28 protein-coding genes are annotated in these 24,960 nt (G+C 34.9%); 13 read left to right on the forward strand and 15 right to left on the reverse strand.

The features are described 5' to 3' along the window. Nucleotides 1-239: 239 nt before the first annotated feature. Complete coding sequence (locus tag BUA89_RS15250) at nucleotides 240-467, reverse strand: hypothetical protein (protein ID WP_072959880.1); 228 nt, start codon at nucleotides 465-467, stop codon at nucleotides 240-242. Nucleotides 468-559: 92 nt separating this feature from the next. After that, nucleotides 560-1,444 carry a DMT family transporter gene (locus BUA89_RS15255; RefSeq protein ID WP_072959883.1) on the reverse strand — a complete coding sequence of 295 codons (885 nt, stop codon included), beginning with the start codon at nucleotides 1,442-1,444 and terminating at the stop codon, nucleotides 560-562. A 94-nt stretch (nucleotides 1,445-1,538) separates the two neighbouring features. On the opposite strand from BUA89_RS15255, the gene BUA89_RS15260 reads away from it, so the two are divergent. After that, a complete protein-coding gene (locus BUA89_RS15260; protein WP_072959887.1) occupies nucleotides 1,539-2,954 on the forward strand; it encodes an aminotransferase-like domain-containing protein in 1,416 nt (471 codons plus the stop codon). A 137-nt stretch (nucleotides 2,955-3,091) separates the two neighbouring features. Here BUA89_RS15260 and BUA89_RS15265 read toward each other — a convergent pair whose 3' ends face one another. Genes BUA89_RS15265 through BUA89_RS15280 form a run of 4 tightly spaced genes read right to left on the reverse strand, consistent with a single transcriptional unit; the run spans nucleotide 3,092 to nucleotide 5,052 of the window. Beyond that, nucleotides 3,092-3,688 carry a Crp/Fnr family transcriptional regulator gene (locus BUA89_RS15265; RefSeq protein ID WP_072959892.1) on the reverse strand — a complete coding sequence of 199 codons (597 nt, stop codon included), beginning with the start codon at nucleotides 3,686-3,688 and terminating at the stop codon, nucleotides 3,092-3,094. A 1-nt stretch (nucleotide 3,689) separates the two neighbouring features. Further along, nucleotides 3,690-4,064, reverse strand: a complete 375-nt coding sequence (gene ytxJ, locus BUA89_RS15270; RefSeq protein ID WP_072959896.1) for a bacillithiol system redox-active protein YtxJ — start codon at nucleotides 4,062-4,064, stop codon at nucleotides 3,690-3,692. Further along, nucleotides 4,061-4,522 (reverse strand): hypothetical protein, encoded by a 462-nt coding sequence (locus tag BUA89_RS15275; protein ID WP_228420575.1) that lies wholly within the window; start codon nucleotides 4,520-4,522, stop codon nucleotides 4,061-4,063. The genes ytxJ and BUA89_RS15275 overlap by 4 nt, the downstream gene beginning before the upstream one ends. After that, entirely contained in the window at nucleotides 4,516-5,052 is a 537-nt protein-coding gene (locus tag BUA89_RS15280) for a YfiT family bacillithiol transferase (RefSeq protein ID WP_072959901.1), read from the reverse strand. The genes BUA89_RS15275 and BUA89_RS15280 overlap by 7 nt, the downstream gene beginning before the upstream one ends. Before the next feature lie 562 nt (nucleotides 5,053-5,614). Here BUA89_RS15280 and BUA89_RS15285 point away from each other — a divergent pair. The 4 genes from BUA89_RS15285 (at nucleotide 5,615) to BUA89_RS15300 (ending at nucleotide 7,506) form a co-directional block, all read left to right on the forward strand. Next, nucleotides 5,615-6,082: a pyrophosphohydrolase domain-containing protein gene (locus tag BUA89_RS15285; RefSeq protein ID WP_039368447.1), complete on the forward strand. Its 468-nt coding sequence runs from the start codon at nucleotides 5,615-5,617 to the stop codon at nucleotides 6,080-6,082. 1 nt (nucleotide 6,083) lies between these two features. Next, nucleotides 6,084-6,650 (forward strand): TlpA family protein disulfide reductase, encoded by a 567-nt coding sequence (locus BUA89_RS15290; protein ID WP_072959904.1) that lies wholly within the window; start codon nucleotides 6,084-6,086, stop codon nucleotides 6,648-6,650. A gap of 148 nt (nucleotides 6,651-6,798) precedes the next feature. Continuing rightward, the gene (locus BUA89_RS15295; RefSeq protein WP_317043397.1) at nucleotides 6,799-7,260 is read left to right on the forward strand and encodes a DUF4230 domain-containing protein; all 462 of its coding nucleotides are present in this window, start codon (nucleotides 6,799-6,801) and stop codon (nucleotides 7,258-7,260) included. A gap of 57 nt (nucleotides 7,261-7,317) precedes the next feature. After that, the gene (locus BUA89_RS15300; RefSeq protein WP_072959909.1) at nucleotides 7,318-7,506 is read left to right on the forward strand and encodes a hypothetical protein; all 189 of its coding nucleotides are present in this window, start codon (nucleotides 7,318-7,320) and stop codon (nucleotides 7,504-7,506) included. Between the two features lie 168 nt (nucleotides 7,507-7,674). Here BUA89_RS15300 and leuB read toward each other — a convergent pair whose 3' ends face one another. From leuB to BUA89_RS15320, 4 genes are all read right to left on the reverse strand, one after another. Further along, the gene (gene leuB / locus BUA89_RS15305) at nucleotides 7,675-8,796 is read right to left on the reverse strand and encodes a 3-isopropylmalate dehydrogenase (protein ID WP_072959911.1); all 1,122 of its coding nucleotides are present in this window, start codon (nucleotides 8,794-8,796) and stop codon (nucleotides 7,675-7,677) included. Then, complete coding sequence (gene leuD, locus BUA89_RS15310) at nucleotides 8,786-9,385, reverse strand: 3-isopropylmalate dehydratase small subunit (RefSeq protein ID WP_072959915.1); 600 nt, start codon at nucleotides 9,383-9,385, stop codon at nucleotides 8,786-8,788. Before leuD ends, leuB begins: the two co-directional genes overlap by 11 nt. Nucleotides 9,386-9,499: 114 nt before the next feature. Continuing rightward, on the reverse strand, nucleotides 9,500-10,882 hold the full coding sequence (gene leuC, locus BUA89_RS15315; RefSeq protein WP_072959918.1) for a 3-isopropylmalate dehydratase large subunit: 1,383 nt from the start codon (nucleotides 10,880-10,882) through the stop codon (nucleotides 9,500-9,502). Nucleotides 10,883-10,911: 29 nt separating this feature from the next. Continuing rightward, a complete protein-coding gene (locus BUA89_RS15320; protein WP_072959923.1) occupies nucleotides 10,912-12,075 on the reverse strand; it encodes a 2-isopropylmalate synthase in 1,164 nt (387 codons plus the stop codon). 148 nt (nucleotides 12,076-12,223) lie between these two features. On the opposite strand from BUA89_RS15320, the gene BUA89_RS15325 reads away from it, so the two are divergent. The 8 genes from BUA89_RS15325 to BUA89_RS15365 all read left to right on the forward strand — a co-directional run bounded on the left by BUA89_RS15325 (nucleotide 12,224) and on the right by BUA89_RS15365 (nucleotide 21,024). Next, nucleotides 12,224-13,768, forward strand: coding sequence for a hypothetical protein (locus tag BUA89_RS15325; protein ID WP_072959926.1), 1,545 nt, complete (start codon nucleotides 12,224-12,226; stop codon nucleotides 13,766-13,768). 160 nt (nucleotides 13,769-13,928) lie between these two features. After that, complete coding sequence (gene thrS / locus BUA89_RS15330) at nucleotides 13,929-15,866, forward strand: threonine--tRNA ligase (protein WP_072959931.1); 1,938 nt, start codon at nucleotides 13,929-13,931, stop codon at nucleotides 15,864-15,866. Between the two features lie 154 nt (nucleotides 15,867-16,020). After that, nucleotides 16,021-16,521, forward strand: coding sequence for a translation initiation factor IF-3 (gene infC / locus BUA89_RS15335; RefSeq protein ID WP_178362465.1), 501 nt, complete (start codon nucleotides 16,021-16,023; stop codon nucleotides 16,519-16,521). A gap of 274 nt (nucleotides 16,522-16,795) precedes the next feature. Then, complete coding sequence (locus tag BUA89_RS15340; protein WP_072959939.1) at nucleotides 16,796-17,617, forward strand: alpha/beta fold hydrolase; 822 nt, start codon at nucleotides 16,796-16,798, stop codon at nucleotides 17,615-17,617. Between the two features lie 457 nt (nucleotides 17,618-18,074). Beyond that, complete coding sequence (gene rpmI / locus BUA89_RS15350; protein WP_002979658.1) at nucleotides 18,075-18,272, forward strand: 50S ribosomal protein L35; 198 nt, start codon at nucleotides 18,075-18,077, stop codon at nucleotides 18,270-18,272. Between the two features lie 120 nt (nucleotides 18,273-18,392). After that, nucleotides 18,393-18,737: a 50S ribosomal protein L20 gene (gene rplT, locus BUA89_RS15355; protein WP_029293267.1), complete on the forward strand. Its 345-nt coding sequence runs from the start codon at nucleotides 18,393-18,395 to the stop codon at nucleotides 18,735-18,737. 104 nt (nucleotides 18,738-18,841) lie between these two features. Then, entirely contained in the window at nucleotides 18,842-20,020 is a 1,179-nt protein-coding gene (locus BUA89_RS15360) for a M28 family peptidase (protein WP_072960313.1), read from the forward strand. Nucleotides 20,021-20,157: 137 nt separating this feature from the next. After that, nucleotides 20,158-21,024, forward strand: coding sequence for a M28 family metallopeptidase (locus BUA89_RS15365; RefSeq protein WP_228420577.1), 867 nt, complete (start codon nucleotides 20,158-20,160; stop codon nucleotides 21,022-21,024). A gap of 26 nt (nucleotides 21,025-21,050) precedes the next feature. Here BUA89_RS15365 and hisIE read toward each other — a convergent pair whose 3' ends face one another. The 5 genes from hisIE to hisB all read right to left on the reverse strand — a co-directional run bounded on the left by hisIE (nucleotide 21,051) and on the right by hisB (nucleotide 24,943). Continuing rightward, nucleotides 21,051-21,641: a bifunctional phosphoribosyl-AMP cyclohydrolase/phosphoribosyl-ATP diphosphatase HisIE gene (gene hisIE, locus BUA89_RS15370; protein WP_072959948.1), complete on the reverse strand. Its 591-nt coding sequence runs from the start codon at nucleotides 21,639-21,641 to the stop codon at nucleotides 21,051-21,053. Next, nucleotides 21,638-22,390, reverse strand: coding sequence for an imidazole glycerol phosphate synthase subunit HisF (gene hisF, locus BUA89_RS15375; protein ID WP_072959952.1), 753 nt, complete (start codon nucleotides 22,388-22,390; stop codon nucleotides 21,638-21,640). The genes hisIE and hisF overlap by 4 nt, the downstream gene beginning before the upstream one ends. Nucleotides 22,391-22,552: 162 nt before the next feature. Continuing rightward, nucleotides 22,553-23,266, reverse strand: coding sequence for a 1-(5-phosphoribosyl)-5-[(5-phosphoribosylamino)methylideneamino]imidazole-4-carboxamide isomerase (hisA, locus tag BUA89_RS15380; protein WP_072959956.1), 714 nt, complete (start codon nucleotides 23,264-23,266; stop codon nucleotides 22,553-22,555). 2 nt (nucleotides 23,267-23,268) lie between these two features. Beyond that, entirely contained in the window at nucleotides 23,269-23,847 is a 579-nt protein-coding gene (gene hisH, locus BUA89_RS15385) for an imidazole glycerol phosphate synthase subunit HisH (RefSeq protein WP_072959959.1), read from the reverse strand. 1 nt (nucleotide 23,848) lies between these two features. Then, the gene (hisB, locus tag BUA89_RS15390) at nucleotides 23,849-24,943 is read right to left on the reverse strand and encodes a bifunctional histidinol-phosphatase/imidazoleglycerol-phosphate dehydratase HisB (protein WP_072959963.1); all 1,095 of its coding nucleotides are present in this window, start codon (nucleotides 24,941-24,943) and stop codon (nucleotides 23,849-23,851) included. Between the last annotated feature and the right edge of the window lie 17 nt (nucleotides 24,944-24,960).

Consider the following 24,960-nt stretch of genomic DNA (forward strand, 5'->3'; position numbering starts at 1 on the left):
TATATGCAAATACCAAACCCTTATTTTGATTTATTTCAAATAAGTAATTAATATTTTCAATGAAAATTTAATATTTACACTTTATTGTTTTTATTTTCGCAATAAATCAACTTTAAATTTTTAACTTTATCTTTCGTGAACCAATAGCTTTATCATTTTGGATCTAGCTCTATTTATACATGAAATCAACCCGCTTTTTCATGAGTAAAATGGGTTTATAAATTTAATGATGTGTAAATTTATTTCGTAATCTGTGTACTGTCACTATTCATTGTGTTAGTACGCGTTGCATTGTCGGCAGTAGTAGTGTCTGCAATTTGGGTGGTATCGTTAGGCATTGGAGCTGCAGTTGTTATACTGTCATCCGTAATAACTGTTGAATCTGATGTCGGAGTTGTAGAGTTTTCCGTTTTTTTACAGCTCAGGACCAGAAATCCTAAAATTGTGAGTGATAAGACAAATTTCATAATATTATATTTTAGTGGTGTGATAGTTCAAATCTAAATAAATATTATGTTAAGTTCTTATGATTTTGATCATAAATCTTATTTACCGGTAATTATTTAGCAAATTTCTTCGTTCCGGCTACACAAAGAATGACTCCGATTGTGACCCCCAACATTCCCATACTTACCTGCTCGTGAAGGAAATAAGCCGCCAAAGCCAATCCGAAAAAAGGCTGCAAAAGCTGGAGCTGCCCGACAGTTGTAATTCCACCCTGCGCCAAACCTTTATACCAGAAAATAAAACCAATAAACATACTGAACAGGGAAATATACCCCAATCCGAACCATCCCTGAAAACTTATTGCTTCAACATTTTCTGGAAAATAAATAAAAAATAAAGGCAACATTAAGGGTAATGCCAATACCAAAGCCCATGAAATAACCTGCCAGCCTCCTAAAGTCTTTGACAGTTTTGCTCCTTCGGCATATCCCAAACCGCATAAAATAACAGCCAACAGCATTAAAATATCGCCCATAGGAGATGCAGAAATCCCTTGTGAAAAAGCATAACCGACAACCAATAAGCTACCCACAATTGAGAACACCCAAAATATAGGATGAGGCTTCTCCCCACCACGAAATACACCGAATAAAGCAGTCATTAATGGCAACATGCCCAAAAACACAATAGAATGTGCCGAAGTTAAATATTGTAAAGCCATAGCAGACAGCAGTGGAAAGCCAATCACACAACCAAAAGAAACCAAGATCAAAGAGAATAGCTGATCTTTCGCAGGATGCTTTTCTTTAAATATCAGTAAAACAGAAAGTGCCAACACTCCGGCAATTCCGGCTCTTGCGATCGTTACAAAAAGCGGACTCATTTCCACTACAGCCAGTTTTGTTGCAGGCATCCCGCCACTGAACAGCAAAACTCCTATGAAACCGTTGATCCATCCCTGTAATGCCTGATTTTTAGATATTGAATGTGTTGTCATTGTTTTAAATCTTATTGGATGGTTCAAAATTATTAAGCTTAAATAAATAAACACAGTCTCAGTTTTATATATTTGCATGAGCACAGTTTAAAAAATGGACAAAAAATATCTATATACAGAAATAGCTAATGGGATCGCAGCCCAAATCAGAAACGGAATTCTGAAATCAGGAGACAAGCTCCCTTCTGTTCGGAAATTATGCAAAGATCACCAAATCAGTATGAATACCGCAAAACGTGTTTTTCTGGAATTAGAATCTCAGTCTCTTGTCGACTCCAAGCCGCAATCCGGGTATTTTGTCAGCAATATTCTTTCGGTAAAACTACCGCTTCCTGAGGTAAGTAAGCCTTCATTAATTGCCAATAATGATGAACCTGATGAACTGATTAATAAAGTCTACGAAAACATCGGCAAAAAAGATATCACTATTTTTTCGATCGGGATTCCGTCAGGAGATCTTTTACCACAGGCAAAACTGAAAAAAGAGATCATCAATGCTACCCGAACTTTGAAAGAAGGGGGAACAGAATATGAAGAAATTCAGGGAAATCTGAAATTGCGCCGTATGATTGCCATGAGATCTCTACAATGGGGTGGAAATTTTCATGAACATGATCTGGTTACCACAAACGGCGGAATGAATGCTCTGTCATTCTGTTTGATGGCTTTAGGAAAACCTGGTGACACAATTGCCATCGAAAGTCCGTGTTATCCGGGAATTTTACAATTGGCTAACGGTTTAGGCTTAAAAGTGCTGGAACTTCCTACCCACCCGACGACGGGAATTGAAATTGATGCTCTGAAAAAAGTAATTCCTAAGATCGATCTCTGCCTTTTGATTCCAAATTATAATGCGCCACTAGGAAGTTTAATGTCTGATGAACATAAAAAAGAAGTCGTAAAAATTTTATCTGAAAATAATATTCCTTTGATTGAAGATGACGTATATGGAGATCTTTATTTTGGCTCGATCCGTCCAAAATGCTGTAAATCTTTTGATAAAGAAGGAAATGTTTTGTATTGTAGTTCGATTTCGAAAACATTGGCTCCGGGTTACCGTGTCGGATGGATTGCTCCCGGAAAATACAAGGATAAAATTTTAAAATTAAAGCTTCTGCATTCCACTTCATCAATCTCAATTGTCAACGAAGCTGTTGCCAATTTCATGAAAAACGGCTACGAAAAACATCTTCAACAAATGAGAAAATCTTTACAGAATAATTACCAGAACTTCACCCAAACCATTGCTGAATCTTTTCCGGAAGGTACAAAAACCAGTCGTCCGCAAGGCGGATTATCACTTTGGGTAGAATTTGACAGGAAAATTAAAACAACAGAATTATATGATCTCGCAATCAAAGAAAATATCAGCATTGCCCCAGGAAGAATGTTTACACTTCAGGATCAATTTGAAAACTGCATGAGACTTTGTATCGGTTTGCCCTGGACGGAGGAAATCCAATTGAAATTGAGGCAGGTCGGGACTTTGGCAAAAAAGATTTACGGATAATCTTTTTGATTTATTTTTTCTATATTCTCACAGATTTAGCAAATTACGCAGATTTTTTTTAAATTCTTTGTAATTAATTTAACTCGGACATTTACGTAATCTGCCAAATCTGCGAGAATTATTTAACTATATTCATCCTATTTACTATCCGGAACGAAGTTTTTTCTGGCTAATTCTTTTCTTACACGGCTCAAACTTTCAGGAGTAATGCCTAAGTAAGACGCAATCATCCATTGAGGAACTCTCAACAGCAGATCCGGATACATTTTAATAAATTTCATATATCTTTCTTCTGCAGTTTCGCCTAATAAAGAATTAATCCTGTCCTGTAAACTTTTGATATGTTTTTGCAGCAAGATATCGCTTTTTTCCAGGCTGTCCGGGAACTCTCCTATCAATTTATTGATAAAGTCCGGATGCAGCAAAAGTACTTCAGAATCTTCCACGGCTTCAATATAATACACCGATTTTTCATTGAAATAGAGACTGCTGCGGTCTGAAGTCAGCCAGCTCTCCGGAGCAAACTGAATAATATGTTCCTTACCGTTTTTATCGATGGAATACATTTTTAAAAGACCTTTCTCAACAAAATAAATATACCTGCAGACTTCACCATATTGCAAAAGAAACTGATTTTTCTGCACTTTCTTCACTTCATAATGAACACTGCACATGTTTACCTTCTCCAAAGGAACATTTAAAACTTTTGCTAAATAATTATTAATATTTTTCATCCTATAATTGGTCTACCGATATATCCTGATGCGAAGCGTTATTAATAGCTTTTCCGTTCTCTATTACAATTAATTGCGGGCTTTGGTGGGTAACCTTTAGATCACTTGCAATTTTATTCGAAATGGGTCTGTGTGCCAGCAAATCCAGATAATACAACTCTACTTTTTGCTCTAAATTTTCTATTTCTTTTTCGAAATTCCTTAATACTGTCTTACTGATAAAGCAGCTTGTAGAATGCTTAAATATTGCTATTTTGTGGTGGAAAGATTGGTCGATAGCCTTTTTCAGGTCATTTTCAGATTCTATCTTCTTCCAGAAAGATTTTTGCTCCGAAGCCTCTTCTTTTCCACCAAATATTTTATCAAAAAAACTCATACATTAAACTGTTTTAGATGGTGATCAAGATGCTTGTACTCCAAAAATCCCCAGTCTTTTTCCTCCATTTTGCCGAAAAGCACATGCAGGTTGGATAAATTTTTATTATTAAAATTAATCCGATACTCTTCCAGTGTTTTCAGGAGGCTTTGTTTTTCTTCATCAAAATCACATTCAAAATTAACGATAAGTTTTTGAAAAGTCGGCATATTTTTGGGAATTCCGTTATTAAAAATTTGTATTTCTATTTTGGTGAGAATTCCGATCATCTGAAAAATTATATTGATATCCGGCAGCATGATCTTTTTCTGCGGAACCTGAAGCACATAATTACAGTGTCTCATCATTTGACAGACATTCATTTTACCCCATTTTCCGGGAGAATTTTCTGTTAAATTGGAAATTCTGTTGACAATTTCCTCAAAATAAATGCGATCGTGAAGACTCTTTTTTACCAACCTTTTTCTTTCTTCAGATTTTCGATGTGAGCGAAATGGTGATTGCAATGCCATGCATAGTGAGCAAGATAAGTACGGAGATCATAATTTCTGTTTTGCTCCGGATGATGAAAAGTTCTTTCAAACTGTTTATTGGTCATACTTTTTAACAAGGCAGTCCATCGTTGATGAGTTCCTTTAATCATACGCATCGCAGGCTTTATCGGCATATTTAAACTATCCTGAAGCTCTGCCCATTTTGACTCATCGTAAGGTCTTATCGTTGGATTTTCTTCCGTAAGTGCCAATTTAAGACGCATAAAACTATTAATATGGCTGTCCGCCAAATGATTCACAACCTGTCTTACCGTCCAGCCGCCTTCTCTGTATTGTGTGTCGAGCTGATCATCGCTGAAATTTTCAACTAAATTTTTCAGTCTTCCCGGAAAATCTTTAATCACTTTTATTAATTCATCTAATTTGATATCACAGATATTTTCCGGCTCTTCAAACGGACCTATCGGAAACTTCTTGTGTTCTAAGTTGCTCATTTTTAATTATATTTTTTTAATACTCTAAACGGAATATTTCCTTTTTATCGAATCTAATTCTATTCTCAGCAATATTTTCTTTATCAATAATAGTAAAAAGATCTTTGCTTTGATCTTTGTTTTCAAATTTTATAAAATTCTCGTCGATGATTAATGACTATCTTGTAAATCCAATGATCTGAAAAGATTGTAAATTCCTACATAAAATATTGATTTATATGATATTTTTTCCAGATAGCTTTGAACTATTAGTTTTGGTAAATTTATCAAAATTTCAAGAATTTTTAAAGATGGAAAAAAGTAATAATTGAAAAAAGTAAACTGCTACTGATAAATGTATCTCAAAGTGGGATAAGGTTTCTAATCAATTTGTTTTCACAAATCACACAATCATCTGTGAAAATCTGAAAAACCATTGTGAGAAAAAATAAAATACAATCAACAGTTAAGATTCTTCCTTCCTCATAATGACAAATTGCATGTACAATTTAACAAAAACCCAAGCCCCAATTCCTAAAATCTAAAACCCAATCATTATATTTGCCTTAAATAAAAAATATTCATGGATAAAATTGACAGCCTGAACCAAGTAGCAGAATTCCACACAACTTTTAAAGCCCCTATTTTAGATACACCACAAATTCCTTCTCCGGAAAGATGCAACCTGAGAGTTGAACTTTTGCAGGAAGAATTAAACGAATTGAAACAAGCCATTGCAGATAACAATATTGTAGAAATTGCTGACGCTCTTTGCGATCTTCAGTATGTATTGAGCGGTGCAGTACTAGAATTCGGACTTGGCAACAAATTTGTAGAGTTGTTCAACGAAGTTCAGCGTTCCAATATGTCGAAAGCTTGCGATAATGAAGAACAGGCACAGGAAACGGTTGAGTTTTATAAAGCAAAAGATGTAGAATCATTTTATGAAAAATCTGGTGAGAAATTTAACGTTTACAGACAGGCAGATCACAAAGTCCTGAAAAATAAATATTATTCTCCGGCAGATTTAAAGACCATTATCGAAAAATAGTATGAAAAAATTTATTACAAATTGTATTGCTGTTTCAGCTTTATTTCTGGCAAGCCAACAACTTAGCGCACAAAAAGTTGTTGTCGGCCGTGAGGTTGAAACAACAAACGATGGCAAAATGCTTTTGGGAAACCAGCTGAAAAGTAAATTTACTGAAGCTCCGTATGCAGACTGGTACGTGAAAGAACACAACGAATATGCGATGGATCAGAAAGCTATCAGCGAGCTTAAAAAAGATAAAATCGGCACTTACAACCTTATTGTTTTCATGGGAACGTGGTGCGAAGATTCCCATAGAGACTTTCCAAGATTAATGAAGATTTTGGAAGAAGTAAAGTATCCTGAAAGCAAATTAACGATTATTGCTGTAAACCGTAAAAAAGAATCTCCGACAGGCGATGAAGCACGTTACAATGTTCAGAAAGTCCCGACTATCATTGTTGAAAAATATGGTAAGGAAATAGGAAGAATTGTAGAAATGCCGACCACCGGATATATCGAAAGAGATTTGGTTGAAATTCTGAAGAAAGATGACAGCTCAGTAATTAAAGAAATTTTTGGCAAATAAAGATTTGAGAAATATCAAAATTTTAATTCCGTTTTTAGCGGGAGTTGTTTTAATGCTGATTCTGTTTTTTAGCTTTAAGTCTTGTTTTAGTCTTAGTAAAAAAACAGAAAATTCGGACTATTATATTCTGACCAACCAAATTTCCAAGATGAATAAAATGGTGGTGATTGAACAAAACACTTCCTCGATGCAGAAAACAAAGATGGGCTATGAGTTTTTAGGAAAAGAAATGACAAGCAACAGCATCATTACGTACACAAAAACAAATGCCCAGGTTTCTTACGACCTTAATAAAATGAAAATGGAAGTAGATTCCATCAATAAAAAGCTGATTATTACAGAACTTCCTGACGCAGACATCAGAATTACCCCAAGTGTTGAAATTCAGTCGATGGATGATTCTTTTTTCAATAGAATTTCTGAGAGTGATATTAAAAATGTAACTCAAAAGGCAAAAAATACAGCCATTAAATCTATTGATCAAAACAAGCTGAGAACGGAAGGGCGTGAGCAATTAATGGAGAACCTTAACAATATTTTTGTTTTGGCAAAAGCTCTAAATTATACGATAGAAGATAAAACAGGAAAAATTGGTGTATTAGGCCTTTAAACAAATCTGAATCCTTTTTGGCAAACACTTTGAAGGTTAATTATTAAATTTAAAGTTATGGACACCAAAGGAAAAGGCAAAAAAGAAGAATCTGCGAATTCTGCAGAAACAAAAAAGCAAAATCAGGATTTCCCGAATATCCCGGCTTCATCGAAGAAAACCAATCCGCCCGATGTGGATAAAGAAGATGTACAAAAATCTTCAAAGAATAACAAATCTGGTAAAACGGATAACACTAAAGAATAAAAAAAGGTTCTGTCTCAAACGAGGCGGAACCTTTTTAGAAAAAAATATACAAATAAAATCAAACAATCAAATTGATCGTAAATTGTAAATTTTGCCTCACGAACTAATTTCTATGGAATTTCAAAAAAGCTGACTATTGACTTTGTGAGACAAAATTTACCTTCTACTTTAAACAATCGTTGACTTTCCGATCTTTACATTCTCAAAATTGTAATATGATTTCTCGGAATATTTAATATAATCTGCGATAAAACTTCCCACTTCACTAGTAGAGTAAGGTTGTTGAGAATTTAAATCCACTGTAACATATTTATTTTCAATTGCATGCTCTACAGATTCTCTTAATTTTTCTGCAGCATGGTCTAATTTTAAATAATCAAGCATCATTGCCGTGCTTAAAATAGATGCAATAGGATTGGCAATCCCCCTTCCTTTTGCCTGAGGATAAGAACCATGAATAGGCTCAAACATCGCATTTTCATTTCCAATCGAAGCGGAAGGGAGCAACCCAATCGAACCTCCAATCACACTCGCTTCGTCGGAAATAATGTCTCCAAACATATTCTCTGTGACAATTACATCAAACTGTTTTGGATTAAGGATCAATTGCATCGCAGCGTTATCAACAAACATAAAATCAAGCTCTACGTCAGGATATTCTGCTGCAATTTCCTTGAAAATTTTTCGCCATAATCTGGAAGTATCCAAAACGTTGGCTTTATCTATTAAAGTTAATTTTTTCCTTCTTTTTTGCGCTTCCTGAAAAGCCATGTGAACAATTGGGGCAATATCATCTTTGCTGTATTTACAAATGTCGTAAGCATATCCCGCTTCTTCATCCGTAAATTTTTCACCAAAATAAATTCCGCTCACCAATTCTCTGAAGATCTGAATATCTGTGCCTTCAATAATTTCCTGCTTCAACGGACTTTTTTCAATTAAAGAAGAATACGTTTTCAAAGGTCGGATATTGGCGAAAAGCCCAAGTTCTTTACGAAGTTTCAATAATCCTTGTTCAGGACGAACTTTCGCATCAGGATTGTTATCAAACGCAGGATCTCCGATCGCACCGAAAAGTACGGCATCAGATTCTTTGCAGATCGCCAAAGTTTCATCCGGCAAAGGATTTCCTGTTTTGTAAATCGCTTCAGCTCCCGTTAATCCGAATTTAAAATCGAATTTATAGTGAAAAGCTTCCGCAATAGCATCCAAAATTTTAATGCTTTCTCCAACAACCTCCGGACCAATTCCGTCTCCGGCCAATACTGCAATTTTAAAATCAGTTTTCATATACTTTCTGTGTTTTTAGTTCAAATTCCTGGATCGCCTGTTTTTTGCTGATTAAAAAATCAATATCATCGTAACCGTTAATTAAACAAATCTTTTTATAAGAATCCAGTTCAAAGTTTTCGGTTTTATCTTTAAATGTGATCGTTTGTTTTTCTACATCAACAGTAATTTCATGTTCAGGATTTTCAGTAATATCATTTAAAATTTCCTTTAAAAATTCTTCAGAAACTTTTACAGGAAGCAATCCGTTATTCAGTGCGTTTCCTTTAAAAATGTCTGCAAAGAAACTTGAAACAACCACTTTAAAACCATAATCGGTAAGTGCCCAAGCCGCATGTTCGCGACTGCTTCCGCAACCGAAATTGTTTCCAGCCACTAAAATTTCACCTGAATATTTTTTGTTATTTAACACAAAATCAGGATTTTCTTCGTTCGTATGAACATTATATTTCCAATCACGGAACAGGTTATTTCCAAAACCGCTTTTATCAATACTCTTTAAAAAACGGGCCGGAATAATCTGGTCGGTGTCTATATTTTCAACCGGCAAAGGAATTGCACAGGATTTTAGGATAACTAATTTTTGCATTTTTATAAAATGTTAATGTGATTTGTCAATTTTATTTTCGTAACTCAATTGTGAATTTTCATACAGTTGAAAAATTGACGATTGATCATTTATTTACGAAGTAAAATTCACTTTTTAATTTTCAAGAACGGCAATTCTTCCTTCAATAGCCACTTTTGCAGCCGTTAACGGACTTGCGAGAATGGTTCTTGCGCCCTGTCCTTGTCTGCCCTCAAAATTCCTGTTGGAAGTTGAAACACAGTACTCTCCTTCCGGAATTTTATCGTCATTCATTGCTAAACACGCCGAACATCCCGGCTGACGAATCTGAAAACCGGCTTCATTGAAAATTTTGTCTAATCCTTCTTCAAATATCTGTTTTACCACCTGCTGAGAACCCGGAACAATCAAAGCCTGAACGTGTTCCGACTTACTTTTTCCTTTAATATAATTAGCCGCCGAACGGAAATCTTCAATTCTCGCATTGGTACAACTTCCTATAAAAACATAATTTACTTTAATATCTGAAACAGACTGTCCGGCCTTTAAACCCATGTATTTCAAGGCTTTTTCTTCAGATTCATTTTGTGGCGCCGGAATATTTTGTTTGATTGAAATTCCCATTCCCGGATTTGTTCCATAGGTAATCATCGGGTAAATATCGGAAGCATCGAAAGAAAATTCTGCATCAAAGACAGCTTCATCATCCGTCTTTAAAGTTTTCCAATATTCTAATTTTTCTTGCCATTCCTCACCTTTTGGAGCGAAAGTTCTGCCTTTTACATATTCAAAAGTTGTCTCATCAGGAGCGATCATTCCGCCACGGGCACCCATTTCGATGCTCATATTACAAACTGTCATTCTGCCTTCCATCGACATTTCTTCGAAAACATTTCCGGCATATTCGCAGAAATATCCTGTTCCGCCATCGGTTCCCACTTTGGAAATGATATACAAAATCACATCTTTGGGCTGAACATTTTTATTTAACTTACCATTTACGGTAATTCTCATCGATTTAGGCTTGTTCAACAATAAACACTGACTCGCAAAAACCTGAGCCACCTGACTTGTCCCGATTCCGAAAGCAATCGAGCCGAAAGCTCCATGTGTCGAAGTATGACTGTCTCCGCAAACGATGCTCATTCCCGGCTGGGTAATACCCAATTCGGGAGCTATGATGTGAACAATCCCCTGATATTGATGACCAAGGCCATATAATTCAATATTATTTTTACGGCAATTTTCCGTTAACTGTTCCACCTGATTTCTTGAAGATTCATCGCGAATCGGCTGATCCTGATCCAATGTAGGAACGTTGTGATCAGCAGTTGCAACGATTTGATCCGGTCTGAAAATCTCTAAATTCCTTGATTCCAATTCTGCAAAAGCCTGTGGACTTGTTACTTCATGAATCAAATGTTTGTCAATGTATATAATTTGAGGTCCGTCGGGAATCGCTTCTACAACGTGAGCATCCCAGACTTTATCAAAAAGTGTTTTTTTATCGTTATTCATTTTCGTTTAATCTTGATTGCAAGGAAATCCTACCCTATTTTTCTCGTCACATTTTCGATAATCCTGCTTAAATCATCATTGTTCACTTCTTTCTTACTGTCGGCAACCTTCAAAAATTCCTGATATAAGAAATCAAGTTCATTTTTAGTTACATCAAACCCGATATGTTTGAATCGGTAAGCCAACGCAGAACGTCCGCTTCTTGCTGTAAGAACGATTGAGGAAGCATTCACACCTACTTCGGCGGGATCAATAATTTCGTAAGTCTCCCTGTTTTTAATCACACCGTCCTGATGAATTCCTGAACTATGCGCAAAGGCATTCGCTCCTACAATTGCTTTGTTAGGCTGGACCGCCATCCCCATCAGATCAGAAACCAAAACGCTCATGGGGTTGAGCATTTTGGAGTTGATATCAGTATGTAATTTCAAGTCTGTATGCTGTTTAAGAATCATTACAACTTCTTCCAAAGCTGTATTTCCGGCTCTTTCTCCCAATCCGTTGATGGTACACTCGATCTGTCTCGCCCCGTTGATTGCTCCTGCAATAGAATTGGCTGTAGCCATCCCTAAATCGTTGTGACAGTGACAAGATAAAATTGCCTTGTCGATACCCTTCACATTTTCTCTCAAATATTTTATTTTTTCACCGTATTCTTCGGGCAGACAATAACCTGTGGTATCAGGAATATTCAGAACGGTTGCTCCTGCTTTGATGACAGCTTCACAAACTTTTGCCAGATAATCATTATCCGTTCTTCCAGCATCTTCTGCGTAAAACTCTACATCTTCTACATAAGTTTTAGCATATTTTACCGCCTGAACGGCTCTTTCAATAATATCTTCCCTGTTTGAATTGAACTTGTACTTAATATGAGAATCTGAAGTACCTATTCCCGTATGAATTCTTGGTCTTTTGGCAAACTTTAAAGCTTCGGCCGCAGTATCAATATCTTTCTGATTCGCCCTCGTCAGTCCGCAAACCTTTGCATTTCTGACTAATTTTGAAATTTCCGAAACAGAATGAAAATCTCCCGGACTTGAAATCGGAAAACCCGCTTCAATTACATCAACCCCAAGCTCATCCAGTTTTTCGGCAATAATTAATTTTTGTTCGGTATTTAATTTACAACCCGGGACTTGCTCTCCATCACGCAGCGTGGTATCAAAAATTTCAACTTTTTCGGAATTCATAATGAAGTTTTTTACTTAATTTTGATTCAAAACTAAAAAGTTGAAACGTTTATTCATTTTTAGTTTTTATAAAAATTACAATACTCAAAATATTGAATTTTAATTTTATTCAATTGATAATCAAAATTTTAAATCTCTAAAATTTACAATGGCAGAATTGCAGAAAGATTTTTTATTTGTACTCATAAAATCGTTAACGACATCCGAAAAACGCCAGTTTAAACTTTATGTGAATCGTCTAGGAATTAATGTTGATGCCAAATTTCTTCTTCTTTTTTCTGAAATAGATAAAATGACTGAGTATGATGAAAATGTGATTATCAATAAAAAAATTTCAACCAAACAGCAATTATCTAATCTGAAAGCCCATTTGTATAAACAGATTTTGGTGAGCTTACGAATGAATCCAAGTCATCAGAATTACAGAATACAATTACGCGAACAGCTTGATTTTGCGAATATTTTGTACCAAAAAGGGCTTTATAAACAGGCTTTAAAAATTTTAGACAAAACAAAACAGACGGCTTTAGAACTTGATGAAAAAAGTATTGCTTTAGAAATTATTGATTTAGAAAAAGTCATTGAATCACAATTCATTACACGAAGTGTCGAAGGCCGTGCTGATGAATTAATTAAACAGTCCAAGGAAATCAGCAAACAAAATCACTATGCCACAGAATTGTCAAATCTTTCGCTGAAATTATATAGTGAAATGCTGACGCACGGATATGTAAAAAATGATGAAGACCGGGCTGAAGTCATGGAAATTTTTAATGCTCAGATTCGAAAAATTGCTTTTGAGAAATTGAATTTTACAGAGAAATTATGGTATTTTAAGGCACATGTCTGGAAAAACCAACTGCTCCAGGAGTATAAATATACCTTAAAATATGCTTTTCAATGGGTGGATCTTTTTCATAAAAATCCGGATATGATCGTAAGCCATCCCGTTTGGTATATTAAGGGAAATACATACCTCTTAAAAATACTTTTCCTGTACGGAAATATTGACATTCTAGAAGAAAGTTTCAAACAGTTTAACACAATAGTTACTTCTTCAAGTTTCACTCAAAATGAAAATGTACAACTCCTTGTTTTTATGACTTATTACAACACTTTAATGAATATTCACTTCGTGAAAGGAGAATTCTTTTCGGGTTCAAAATTAATTCCTGAAATCGAGTTGAAAATGGAAAAATTCAGAGATAAAATTGATGAGCACCATTACATGATTTTGTATCTGAAAATGGCAGCGATGTTTTTCGGAAGTAAGAAGTTTGAAACTTCAATAAAGTATTCATTAAAAGTTATTGAATCTAAAGGAAATGTTCAGGAGGATCTTTTGTTTCATACACGAATTTTGATTTTGATGGCAAAACATGAATCCGGAAATGATGAAGATTATGATGAATTTATTAAAGCCACTTCGAAGTTTGCCAAAAAAATGAAAAAGCCGGATGAGTTTCATTTTGAGAGTATTCAGTTCTTTAAAAATCTAAATAATTTACTTCCGGACAAACAATTGGAAGCCTTTAAAACATTTGATAAAAAGCTGGAGATTTTCTCAGAAAATGAGTACTACAGAAGATCATTATTTTATATTGACATTCACGGATGGATAAAATCTAAAGTGAGGAATGTAGATGTAATTGAAATTATCAAGGAAAAAGTGAGATATAAAAGAAAGAATTAAAGGCATTTAACTCATTAACAATTAAAATATTAAAAATTGATTAATTATTAAAAACGATTTTTCTTAACTTTTCGTATTAAATCTTATCTATAAGTCGCATAGATATCGTTTTTTTAGTAAAAAATCCGTATTTTTGCATCTTAAAATTTCTTAGTAAACAATGATAAAAATTACACTTCCAGACAATAGTGTCAGAGAATTCGAGGCGGGAGTTACTCCGCTAGATGTGGCAAAATCTATAAGCGAGGGATTGGCTAGAAATACCATTTCCGCAGTTGTAAACGACAAACAAGTAGAGACGACCACACCTATAACCACGGATGCTACGGTACAATTGTTGACCTGGAATGACGATCTTGGAAAGAAAGCTTTCTGGCATTCTTCTGCCCACCTTTTGGCGCAGGCAATCCTTGAGTTTTATCCTAATGCTAAGTTGACGATTGGCCCTGCCATCGAAAAAGGATTCTATTATGATGTAGATTTTGGTGACGAAAGTTTATCTGATAAAGATTTTGAAAAGATCGAAAAGAAAGTTTTAGAAAATGCTAAAAAAGGTTCTACATTCTCTTTATATCCGGTTTCTAAAGAAGAAGCTTTAAAAGTGTATGCAGACAATCCATATAAAGTAGAATTAATTTCTAATCTTAATGATGGAGAAATCACTTTCGTTACACACGACAATTTCACAGATCTTTGTCGTGGAGGACACATTCCGAATACGAGTATTGTAAAGGCAATGAAGATTTTAAATGCTGCCGGAGCATACTGGAGAGGAAATGAAAAAAATCCTCAGTTAACAAGAGTTTATGGTATTTCTTTCCCAAAACAGAAAGATTTAACTGAATATCTTGAACTTTTAGAAGAAGCTAAAAAAAGAGATCACAGAAAACTAGGTAAAGAACTTGGTATTTTCGCATTCTCTGAAAAAGTTGGCCAGGGATTACCTTTATGGTTGCCAAAAGGAGCGGCTTTAAGAAAAAAATTAGAAAATTTCCTTTCTGAAGCTCAGAAAAAAGCAGGTTATGAATTTGTAATTTCTCCGCACATCGGAGCGAAGGAACTTTACGTAACTTCCGGTCACTGGGATAAATATGGAGCAGACAGCTTCCAGCCGATTAAAACTCCGAATGAAGGAGAAGAATTTATGCTGAAGCCAATGAACTGTCCGCATCACTGTGAGATTTACAAAACTTCACAATGGAGCTACAGAGATTTGCCGAAAAGATATGCAGAATTCGGAACTGTTTACAGATACGAGCAAAGTGGTGAGCTTCACGGCTTAACAAGAGTTCGCGGGTTTACTCAGGATGATGCGCATCTATTCTGTACTCCGGATCAGTTGATGGATGAATTTAAGAAAACGATTGATTTGGTTCTTTATGTTTTTGGTTCATTAGGTTTTGCTGATTTTACCGCTCAGATTTCTTTAAGAGATCCTGAAAATAAAGAAAAATACATCGGAACTGATGAAAACTGGGAAAAAGCAGAAAATGCAATTGTAACTGCTGCAACTGAAAAAGGTTTAAATACAGTTACTGAATATGGCGAAGCTGCATTCTACGGTCCTAAACTGGACTTCATGGTGAAAGATGCTTTGGGCAGAAAATGGCAGCTTGGAACGATTCAGGTTGATTATAACTTGCCGGAAAGATTTGATCTTTGGTACACAGGAAGTGACGGCGAAAAACACAGACCAGTAATGATTCACAGAGCACCGTTTGGTTCTATGGAAAGATTTATCGCAATTCTTATCGAGAATACTGCCGGAGATTTCCCATTGTGGCTGGCTCCGGATCAGTTTATCATCCTTCCGATCAGTGAGAAATATGTAGATTATGCTAAAAAAGTTTCTCAATTATTGGAAAATCACGATATTAGCGGTTTAATTGACGACAGAAACGAAAAAACGGGTAAAAAAATCCGTGATGCAGAATTGAAGAAGATTCCATTTATGATTGTAGTGGGAGAAAATGAAGAAAACGATGGCACAATTTCTGTAAGAAGACGTGGTGAAGGAGATTTAGGAGCAATGAGCATCGAAAATTTCGTTACATATTTTAAAGAGCAGTCAAAAACAGGATTTGAGTTTAATGCTTAAATCTGAAAAAAATATCATTCTGAATATTTTAAAAAATTATTTTATTCAGAGTGGTTTAATAAAAATAGAAGTTAACCAATAAAATTATAATACAATAGCACAAAGATTTAACAACAGGGGCCCACAAAGACGTCCGGTACAGGAGGACGCTCACTTGATCAACGAAAAAATTCGTGTGAGAGAGGTTCGTTTGGTGGGCGATAACGTAGAGCCGGGGATTTATCCAATCGACAAAGCAAGACAGATTGCTGCGGAACAGGAATTGGATCTAGTAGTAATTTCCGATAAGGCAGAACCGTTTATTGCAAGAGTATTAGAATACAAAAAATTCTTATACGAGCAAAAGAAAAAGCAAAAGGAACTGAAAGCAAAGCAGGTAAAAGTAGTTGTAAAAGAAATCCGTTTCGGTCCTCAGACCGATGAGCACGATTACGAATTCAAGAAGAAGCATGCTGAAAAATTCCTTGAAGAAGGTTCAAAATTAAAAACCTACGTATTTTTTAAAGGACGTTCGATTATCTTTAAAGACCAGGGAGAAATCCTGCTTCTTAAGCTTGCTCAGGAACTGGAGCACGTTGGGAAAGTAGACCAACTTCCTAAACTTGAAGGAAAAAGAATGATTATGATGATGAGTCCTAAAAAACCAGCTAAATAATCGCTGCCGGATCTCAGGATCCGACTTTACAATATTAAAACCTCAAATTATTTTGAGGTTTTTTTTATTTATAAATATCACGGTAAACAGTGAAATTTATATTTTTTATTAAGATAGTTTAAGTAACTATTAAAATTCATTCTATATTTTTTATAATTTTATACTACTTATTAATTATTTATTAAAAATTAACCTATACCAAAATTCCAATGATTATTTTACAATAAATTTGTTTTATAAATAAAAAATAGTAACACCAAAAAATCTAAAAACTATGAGTACATTACAATTAAAGGACGGAACAGAGATTTTCTACAAAGACCAAGGCGAAGGACCGGTATTGATGTTTCATCACGGATGGCCTTTATCTTCAGATGATTGGGATGCGCAGGTAATTTTCTTTCTGCAAAAAGGCTACAGAGTTATTGCACATGACAGAAGAGGTCATGGAAGATCCAGCCAGAATATTTATAATCATACGATTGAGCAGTATGCCTCTGATGCTGCAGAACTGGTTGAATTTCTGGATTTAAAAGACGTCATTCACATCGGCCACTCTACAGGAGGTGGAGAAGTGATCCGTTACGTCAACAAATATGCCAACGGAAGAGCTAAGAAAGCGGTTTTAATCAGTGCAGTTCCGCCAATTATGGTACAGAGTGAAAGCAATCCGGATGGTGTTCCCATTGAAGTTTTCGATGGTATAAGAGAGCAAACTTTGAACAACAGAAGCCAATTTTATATTGATCTTACGTTTCCTTTTTACGGATACAACCGAGAAGGCGCAACTGTGAAAGAAGGTGTTCAGAGAAATTGGTGGAGACAAGGAATGATGGGTGGAATTGTCGCTCATTATGATGGTGTTAAAGCTTTTTCAGAAACAGATTTTAGAGAAGATCTGCAATCGGTTGATATCCCCGTTCTTCTTCTTCATGGTGAAGATGACCAAATTGTTCCAATTGCCAATGCAGCATTAAAATCAATTAAATTATTGAAAAACGGAAAACTGATCACGTATCCTGGTTTCCCTCACGGAATGCCGACTACGGAGCATGAAACTATCAATAAAGATCTTTTGGAATTTATTGAATCATAAATTTTATCTATAATTGAAAGAAAAACTGCAATCAGAATTTTTTGATTGTAGTTTTTTGTTTTTAATCCATCGCAGGTTTTGTGGATAATACAGATATTTGTCTTATTTTGGCTTCTGATTTAAGACATACTTTAAAAATATTTTCCAAATATTTATACTGATAACTTTCATCCTAGCCCTGATTGCAATGGCATCCTTTTTGGGTGCGGCGAAGCGAAGCGGAGCCGTACCCAAAAAGATATAATGGAAAGCAGGAAATAGCTCAAAAAATAAAAGTTTGAGGCTAATCCAAAATTTTATGGCAAGATTTAATCTTCTGTCTCCAAACTTCCTGCTTCCAGCCAAAAAATCTCTTTCAAGTCTCAGTTTTTTTTCTTAATTTTGCAAACTATTATTCTCAGAATATCTGGGAGTAGCCAATACAGATATTGATAACAAAACAATAAAAAGCAAAACAATGCCAAAATTAAAAACGAAATCAGGTGCTAAGAAACGTTTTGCTCTTACTGGTTCTGGTAAGATCAAAAGAAAAAATGCTTACAAAAGCCACATCTTAACTAAGAAAGAAACTAAGCAGAAGAGAAATCTTACTACTACTTCTTACGTAGCTAAAGTGGACGAGAAAAGCGTTCAACGTCAATTAGCAATTAAGTAGTTTTTATAAATCTATATTCGGTTTATAAGAATTCAAACAAATTCAACATTTTAACCCTGAAATGGAGCCCCTAAGAGTAATGAAACAAGTGCCGCACATTTCAAAAAAACAATTTAAATTATGCCAAGATCAGTAAATTCGGTAGCTTCAAGAGCTAGAAGAAAGAAAATTTTTAAGCACGCTAAAGGTTATTTCGGAAGAAGAAAGAACGTTTGGACAGTTGCTAAAAACGCGGTAGAAAAAGCAATGCAATATGCTTACCGTGGTAGAAAAGAGAAGAAAAGAAACTTCAGAGCACTTTGGATCACTCGTATCAATGCGGGAACCAGAGAGCACGGAATGTCTTACTCTCAGTTTATGGGAGCTCTTAAAAAGAACAACATTGAGCTTAACAGAAAAGTTTTAGCAGATTTAGCAATGAATCACCCTGAAGCTTTCAAAGCAGTTGTAGATCAAGTAAAATAATGTAAAATTTTTGTTATCAATATAAGTCCCAAGTTTTTTGCTTGGGATTTTTTTATTATTTACATTTGCGTAATATTATAGAAAACGTAAAATTGTACCCAGAAGTGAAAAAATTAACCACTCTTCTATTGCTTTCATTAGCAACTTATAATCTACAGGCACAAAACTTTATACAGGCATATAAAACCAGAGCAGATCAGGTTTCCCAAACCAATATCACAACAATGCTGCAGGAATTTGAAGGCCTTGGTGTAAAAACTACTGGTTCTACGGCGAATAACAATGCCCTGAACTGGCTAAAAGCAAAATATCAATCTTACGGGTATACAGCCAGCCAGATCACGGAAGATCCGTTTACTTACGGAAGCACAACTTCTAAGAATTTAATTATTACTAAAACAGGAACTGTTTATCCCAATATTTACGTTATTATTTGCGGACATTATGATACTATTACCGGTCCTGGAGTAAGTGATAACGGTAGCGGAACGTCAATTATTTTGGAAGCTGCGAGAATCCTGAAGGATGTTCCTACGGAATATTCTGTGAAATTCATTCATTTTTCAGGTGAAGAACAAGGTTTGATTGGAAGTAATCATTATGTGAATAATGTTGTTTTCAATAATAATGTTAGACAATTGAATTTAAAAGTTGTTTTTAATATTGATCAGGTTGGTGGGAAACTGTCAAATCCAAGTAATACGATTGTTTGTGAAAGTGATCAAAGTTCAGCAGGCGGAACAGCCAATAATGCACCATCTTTAGCAATGACTCAGGAATTGGCTACTTGTACAACTTTATATTCTTCTTTGCAAACGACAATGTCAAATGCTTATTCATCAGATTATGTGCCTTTCGAAGCTAAGGGAGATATTATTACAGGATTTTACGAAACTCCAGTGAGCGGAAATCAGCATACTTCCAACGATACTTTTGCTAATGTAGATCCGACTTATGTATTCAATGTAGGAAAAGCTGCGGTAGGTGCATTACAACATTTCGCAACGGCTACAACGGCTTTATTAGCAACCGATGAAGTTGCTGCAAATTCTTTAGAATCAATAAAAGTCTATCCAAATCCTGCGAAAGATTATTTGAATATTGAACTTCCAAAAGATATCAAAAAATTCAACATTGAAATTACAGATCTGAATGGAAGATTGATCTTAAATAAAGAAAATGAAACGAAAATCAACGTTTCCAGTTTAATAAACGGGGCTTATCTTTGTACCATTAAAGCCAACGATAAAACAGCTGTAAGAAAAATAATTATCGGAAAATAAACCTTCTTTTATAAAATATTGAATCCTGAGTTTTTGCTTGGGATTTTTTTATTATTACATTTGCGGATCATTAAAACTATTAACCTCATCATACCGTGAAAAAAATCTCGACAATTCTACTTTTTTCTTTTTCAACTTTGAATTTGACTGCACAATCCTTTATCCAGGCCTATCAGGACAGAGTAAACTTATTAAAAAAGGAAGATATTATCTCAAACTTAAAAGAATTTGAAAAACTGGGAGTCAAAACAACAGGTTCTGTAGAAAATGATAATGCTTTAAAGTGGATTAAAGATAAATATCTGTCTTTCGGCTATTCTGAAGATCAAATCGAGGAAGATCCTTTTTCCATAGGGAGATTAAAATCAAAAAATCTGATTATCACCAAAAAAGGAACCGTTTATCCGGATAAATATGTAATTATCTGCGGACATTTTGACAGTATCAACGGCCCGGGAGTAAACGATAACGGCAGCGGAACTTCTATTATTCTTGAAACAGCAAAAATTTTAAAGGATATTCCTACGGAGTATTCCATTAAATTTATTCATTTTTCCGGTGAAGAACAGGGACTTTTGGGAAGCAGACATTATGTAAATGATGTGGTTTATAAAGATAAAACCCGCCAGTTTGATATAAAAATGGTCTTTAATCTCGACCAGGTAGGAGGAAAAAAAGGAATGTTCCACGATACCGTTTTTTGTGATGAAGACCAGGGCGGAACTTCGAAAAATAATGCCGCTTCAACACAAGTTACCAAGGAATTAATGACATGTACAACCCTTTATTCACCTTTACAGGCAAAAATTGATCCGGCTGAACACAGCGATTATATATCTTTTGAAAAGAAAGGCGAAGTTATTACCGGCTTTTTTGAATATTTGAGAAGTGATCTTCCGCATACAGAAGATGATACTTTTGCCAATACCGATACACAGTATATTTTCAATATTGGAAAGGCTACGATTGGTGCGCTTCAACATTTTGCGGTTGCGAATAAATAATTTAAAAAGCCTTGTAATTCAAGGCTTTATTTGTTTCTTTCCAAAAGTATTTTCTCAATTTCTTCCAATGAAAAGTTTTTGGCTTTTAGTAGAATTAAATAATGATAAAGCAAATCCGCTGCTTCATTTTTAAATAAATCATCATTATTATCTTTTGCCTCAATCACCAATTCTACGGCTTCCTCTCCTACTTTTTGAGCCATTTTATTGATTCCCTTCTGATATAAAGAATAGGTATAAGAATCTTCCACTTTTTCATCAATCCGTTGGTTGATTTTTTTCTCTAATTCATATAAAAATCCTTTAGAATCTTTATCTCCAAAACAGCTGAAACTTCCCGTGTGACAAACTACATTCTTTGGTATAACTTTAATTAAAATCGTATCCTGATCACAATCGATATCAATGCTTTTTACCGTTAAAAAATTACCGGATTCTTCACCTTTTGTCCAAAGCCTGTTTTTGGAACGACTGAAAAAGGTTACAATTCCTTCCTTTTTTGTTTTTTCAAAGGCTTCTTCATTCATATATCCCAGCATAAGAACCTGTAACGTCCTGTCATTCTGAATAATTACAGGAACTAAACCATCATTATTTTTATTAAAATTAATATTCATCGTATGGCTATATTTTTAGATTTTAATTCACTTTTCAAATCCTGAATTTTTACTTCTCCAAAATGAAAAATACTTGCCGCTAAAGCTCCGGTAGCCTTGGTTTCATTAAAAACACTTTCAAAATCTTTAATTTTTCCAGCTCCTCCAGAAGCAATAACCGGAATATTTACATTTTCGGCAATTAATTTCGTTATTCTTACATCAAATCCATTTTTTGTTCCGTCCCCGTCCATTGAGGTTAAAAGTATTTCTCCGGCTCCTGATTCTGCAGCTTTTTTTGCCCATTCTAGAGTTTTCAGACCAGTAATTTCCCGACCTCCTTTAATGTGAACCCAGTCATCATTATTGGTATATTTCGTATCAATTGCCACAACAATACACTGACTTCCAAATTCTTTTGCCAACTCAGAAATCAACTGAGGATTTTGTACCGCAGAAGAATTAATGCTTATTTTATCCGCTCCCACCTCCAATAATTTTCTGACATCTTCAACCGTAGAAATTCCGCCTCCGACAGTAAATGGAATACTCAGTTCTTTAGCAATCTTTTTCACGAGATCAGCGAAAGTTTTTCGCTCTTCAATGGTTGCGGTAATATCGAGAAAAACCAGTTCATCGGCTCCTTCCTCTTCGTATCTTTTTGCCAATTCTATCGGATCTCCGGCGTTTATCAAACCTTCAAAATTGATTCCTTTTACCGTTGTTCCATTCTTAATATCCAGACATGAGATGATCCTTTTTTTTAACATTTTTACTTTAATTAATGTGTTTTGATAGGATTTTATCCTATCCTTTGATAAATCGTCCCTTCGGGACTCAACAGAAAATCTTTGATTTTCTAAACTGATGTGCTCTTTTATAAAGAGAATTATTAAAACTCTTCTGTGACTTATGTGTTAAAACTTTTGTGGTTAAACAAAAGTCTGCAATTGTTTCAATGAAATCCGGCCTTCATAAATGGCTTTCCCAATAATTGTTCCCGCACATCCGATTTCCTTCATTTTATATACATCTTCAATCCCGGAAATTCCACCGCTTGCAACCAACTGAATGGAAGCTTGACTTAAAATATCCTGATATAAATCTGTGGAGGGCCCTTCCAACATTCCGTCTTTGGAAATGTCTGTGCAGATAACATGTTGTACGCCATTTTCCTGATATCGGAGAATAAAATCAATCACATCCTGATCACTTTCTTCCAGCCATCCTGAGGTTTTTATTTTTCTGTTGTCACAATCGGCTCCTAAAATGATGTTCTCTGCTCCAAATTTTTTAATTAATTCAAAACAAAACTCAGGATCCTGAACAGCAATACTTCCAATAGTAATCTGTTTAGCACCGGAATCAAAAGCGATCTGAATATCTTCCAGAGTTTTCAAACCACCGCCGAAATCAATCTGTAAAGAAGTTTCTTTTGCAATTTTCGCCAACACTTTGTGATTAACAATATGCTTTGATTTTGCACCATCAAGATCAACCAAATGAAGATGCTGTATTCCAAAACTTTCGAATTCTTTGGCAACTTCTACCGGGTTTTCGTTATAAATTTTTTTCGTGTTGTAATCTCCTTTCGATAGACGTACACATTTTCCGTCAATAATATCTATGGCAGGAATAATTCGCATCATTAAAGTTTTAAAAAATTTTCTAATAACCGGCTTCCAACTCTTCCTGATTTTTCTGGGTGAAACTGCATGGCATAAAAATTATCCTTCTGCAAAGACGCACTGAAAGGCAAAATATAATTACACACCGAAGTCGTATTTTTTGACAATTCACAATAAAAGCTATGTACAAAATAGACATCATTCTCCTCTTCAATTCCGGAAAAAATTGGCGATTGAAGCTCTGAAATCGTATTCCAGCCCATGTGCGGAACAATGTTTTGCGAAGGAAATTTATTTACATTAATATCGAAAATTCCCATTCCAATAGTATTTCCTTCTTCATTATTTTTACACATCAGCTGCATTCCCAAACAAATTCCCAAAACCGGTTGCTTTAAAGTCGGAATTAAACGATCCAGACCTTTTTCCTTTAAAATTTTCATCGTTGAAGAAGCTTCGCCAACACCCGGAAAAATTACTTTATCAGCTTTTTGGATCAGATCAAAATTATCCGTAACCATAGAGCTTACATTCAATCTGTCCAGTGCATTTTGTACGGAATTTACATTTCCTGCGTTGTATTTTATAATTGCAATCATCCTATAAACTTCCTTTGGTTGATGGTAGATTATAATTTGAATCTGATTGATTTACAGCCATTTTTATCGCTTTTGCGAAAGCTTTGAATATAGATTCAATTTTGTGGTGCTCATTTTCTCCTTTAGCTTTGATGTTGAGATTACTTTTTGAAGAATCTGTAAACGATTTAAAAAAGTGATAAAACATTTCCGTCGGAACATCACCAATTTTTTCTCTTTGAAAATCAGCTTTCCAAACCAGCCACGGTCTGCCGCCAAAATCTATGGCAGCCCACGCCAGACAATCATCCATAGGAAGCAAAAAACCATATCTTTCGATTCCTTTTTTCTTTCCTAAAGCTTTTACAACAGCTTCGCCCAAAACAATTCCCGTATCTTCGATCGTGTGATGCTCATCAACCTTTAAATCACCTTTTACTGCAATTTTTAAATCTAAATTTCCGTGCTTTGAAATCTGTTCAAGCATATGGTCAAAAAAATGAAGTCCAGTCGAGATTTCAGACTTACCGCTGCCATCGAGATTAACTTCAATTTCAATATCTGTTTCATTCGTTTTTCTTGAAACTTTGGCTTTTCGCGGGATTTGCTTTAAATAAGAATAAATTTCACTCCAGCTTTCTGTCGTTAAATCAGCTTCATTATTTTGAATTTTATTAATAAAAATAGATTTTGAACCTAAATTTTTTGCTAATTGAATATCCGTTAGTCTATCGCCGATAACAAAAGAATTTCCAAGATCATAATCTCCATAAATATATTTTCCAAACATTCCGGTTCCCGGTTTTCTTGTCGGTAGATTTTCGTGTTCAAAACTTTTATCAATTAAAATATCGTTGAAAACAACACCTTCATTCTCAAATGCTTTCAACATCTTTTCGTGAGGCTTTATAAAACTTTCAAACGGAAAACTTTCAGTTCCCAAACCATCCTGATTGGTCACCATGACTAATTCAAAATCAAGCTCTTTGGTAATTTTTGAAAGATTCTGAAAAACGCCGGGATAAAATTCCAATTCCTCTAAAGAATCAACCTGAAAATCAATCGGAGGTTCTATAATCAGGGTTCCGTCGCGGTCTATAAATAATGCTTTTTTCATTTTAAATTACTTTTAAT

Origin of the sequence: Chryseobacterium arachidis (assembly GCF_900129245.1) — a bacterium.
Classification (GTDB): Bacteria; Bacteroidota; Bacteroidia; order Flavobacteriales; family Weeksellaceae; genus Chryseobacterium; species Chryseobacterium arachidis.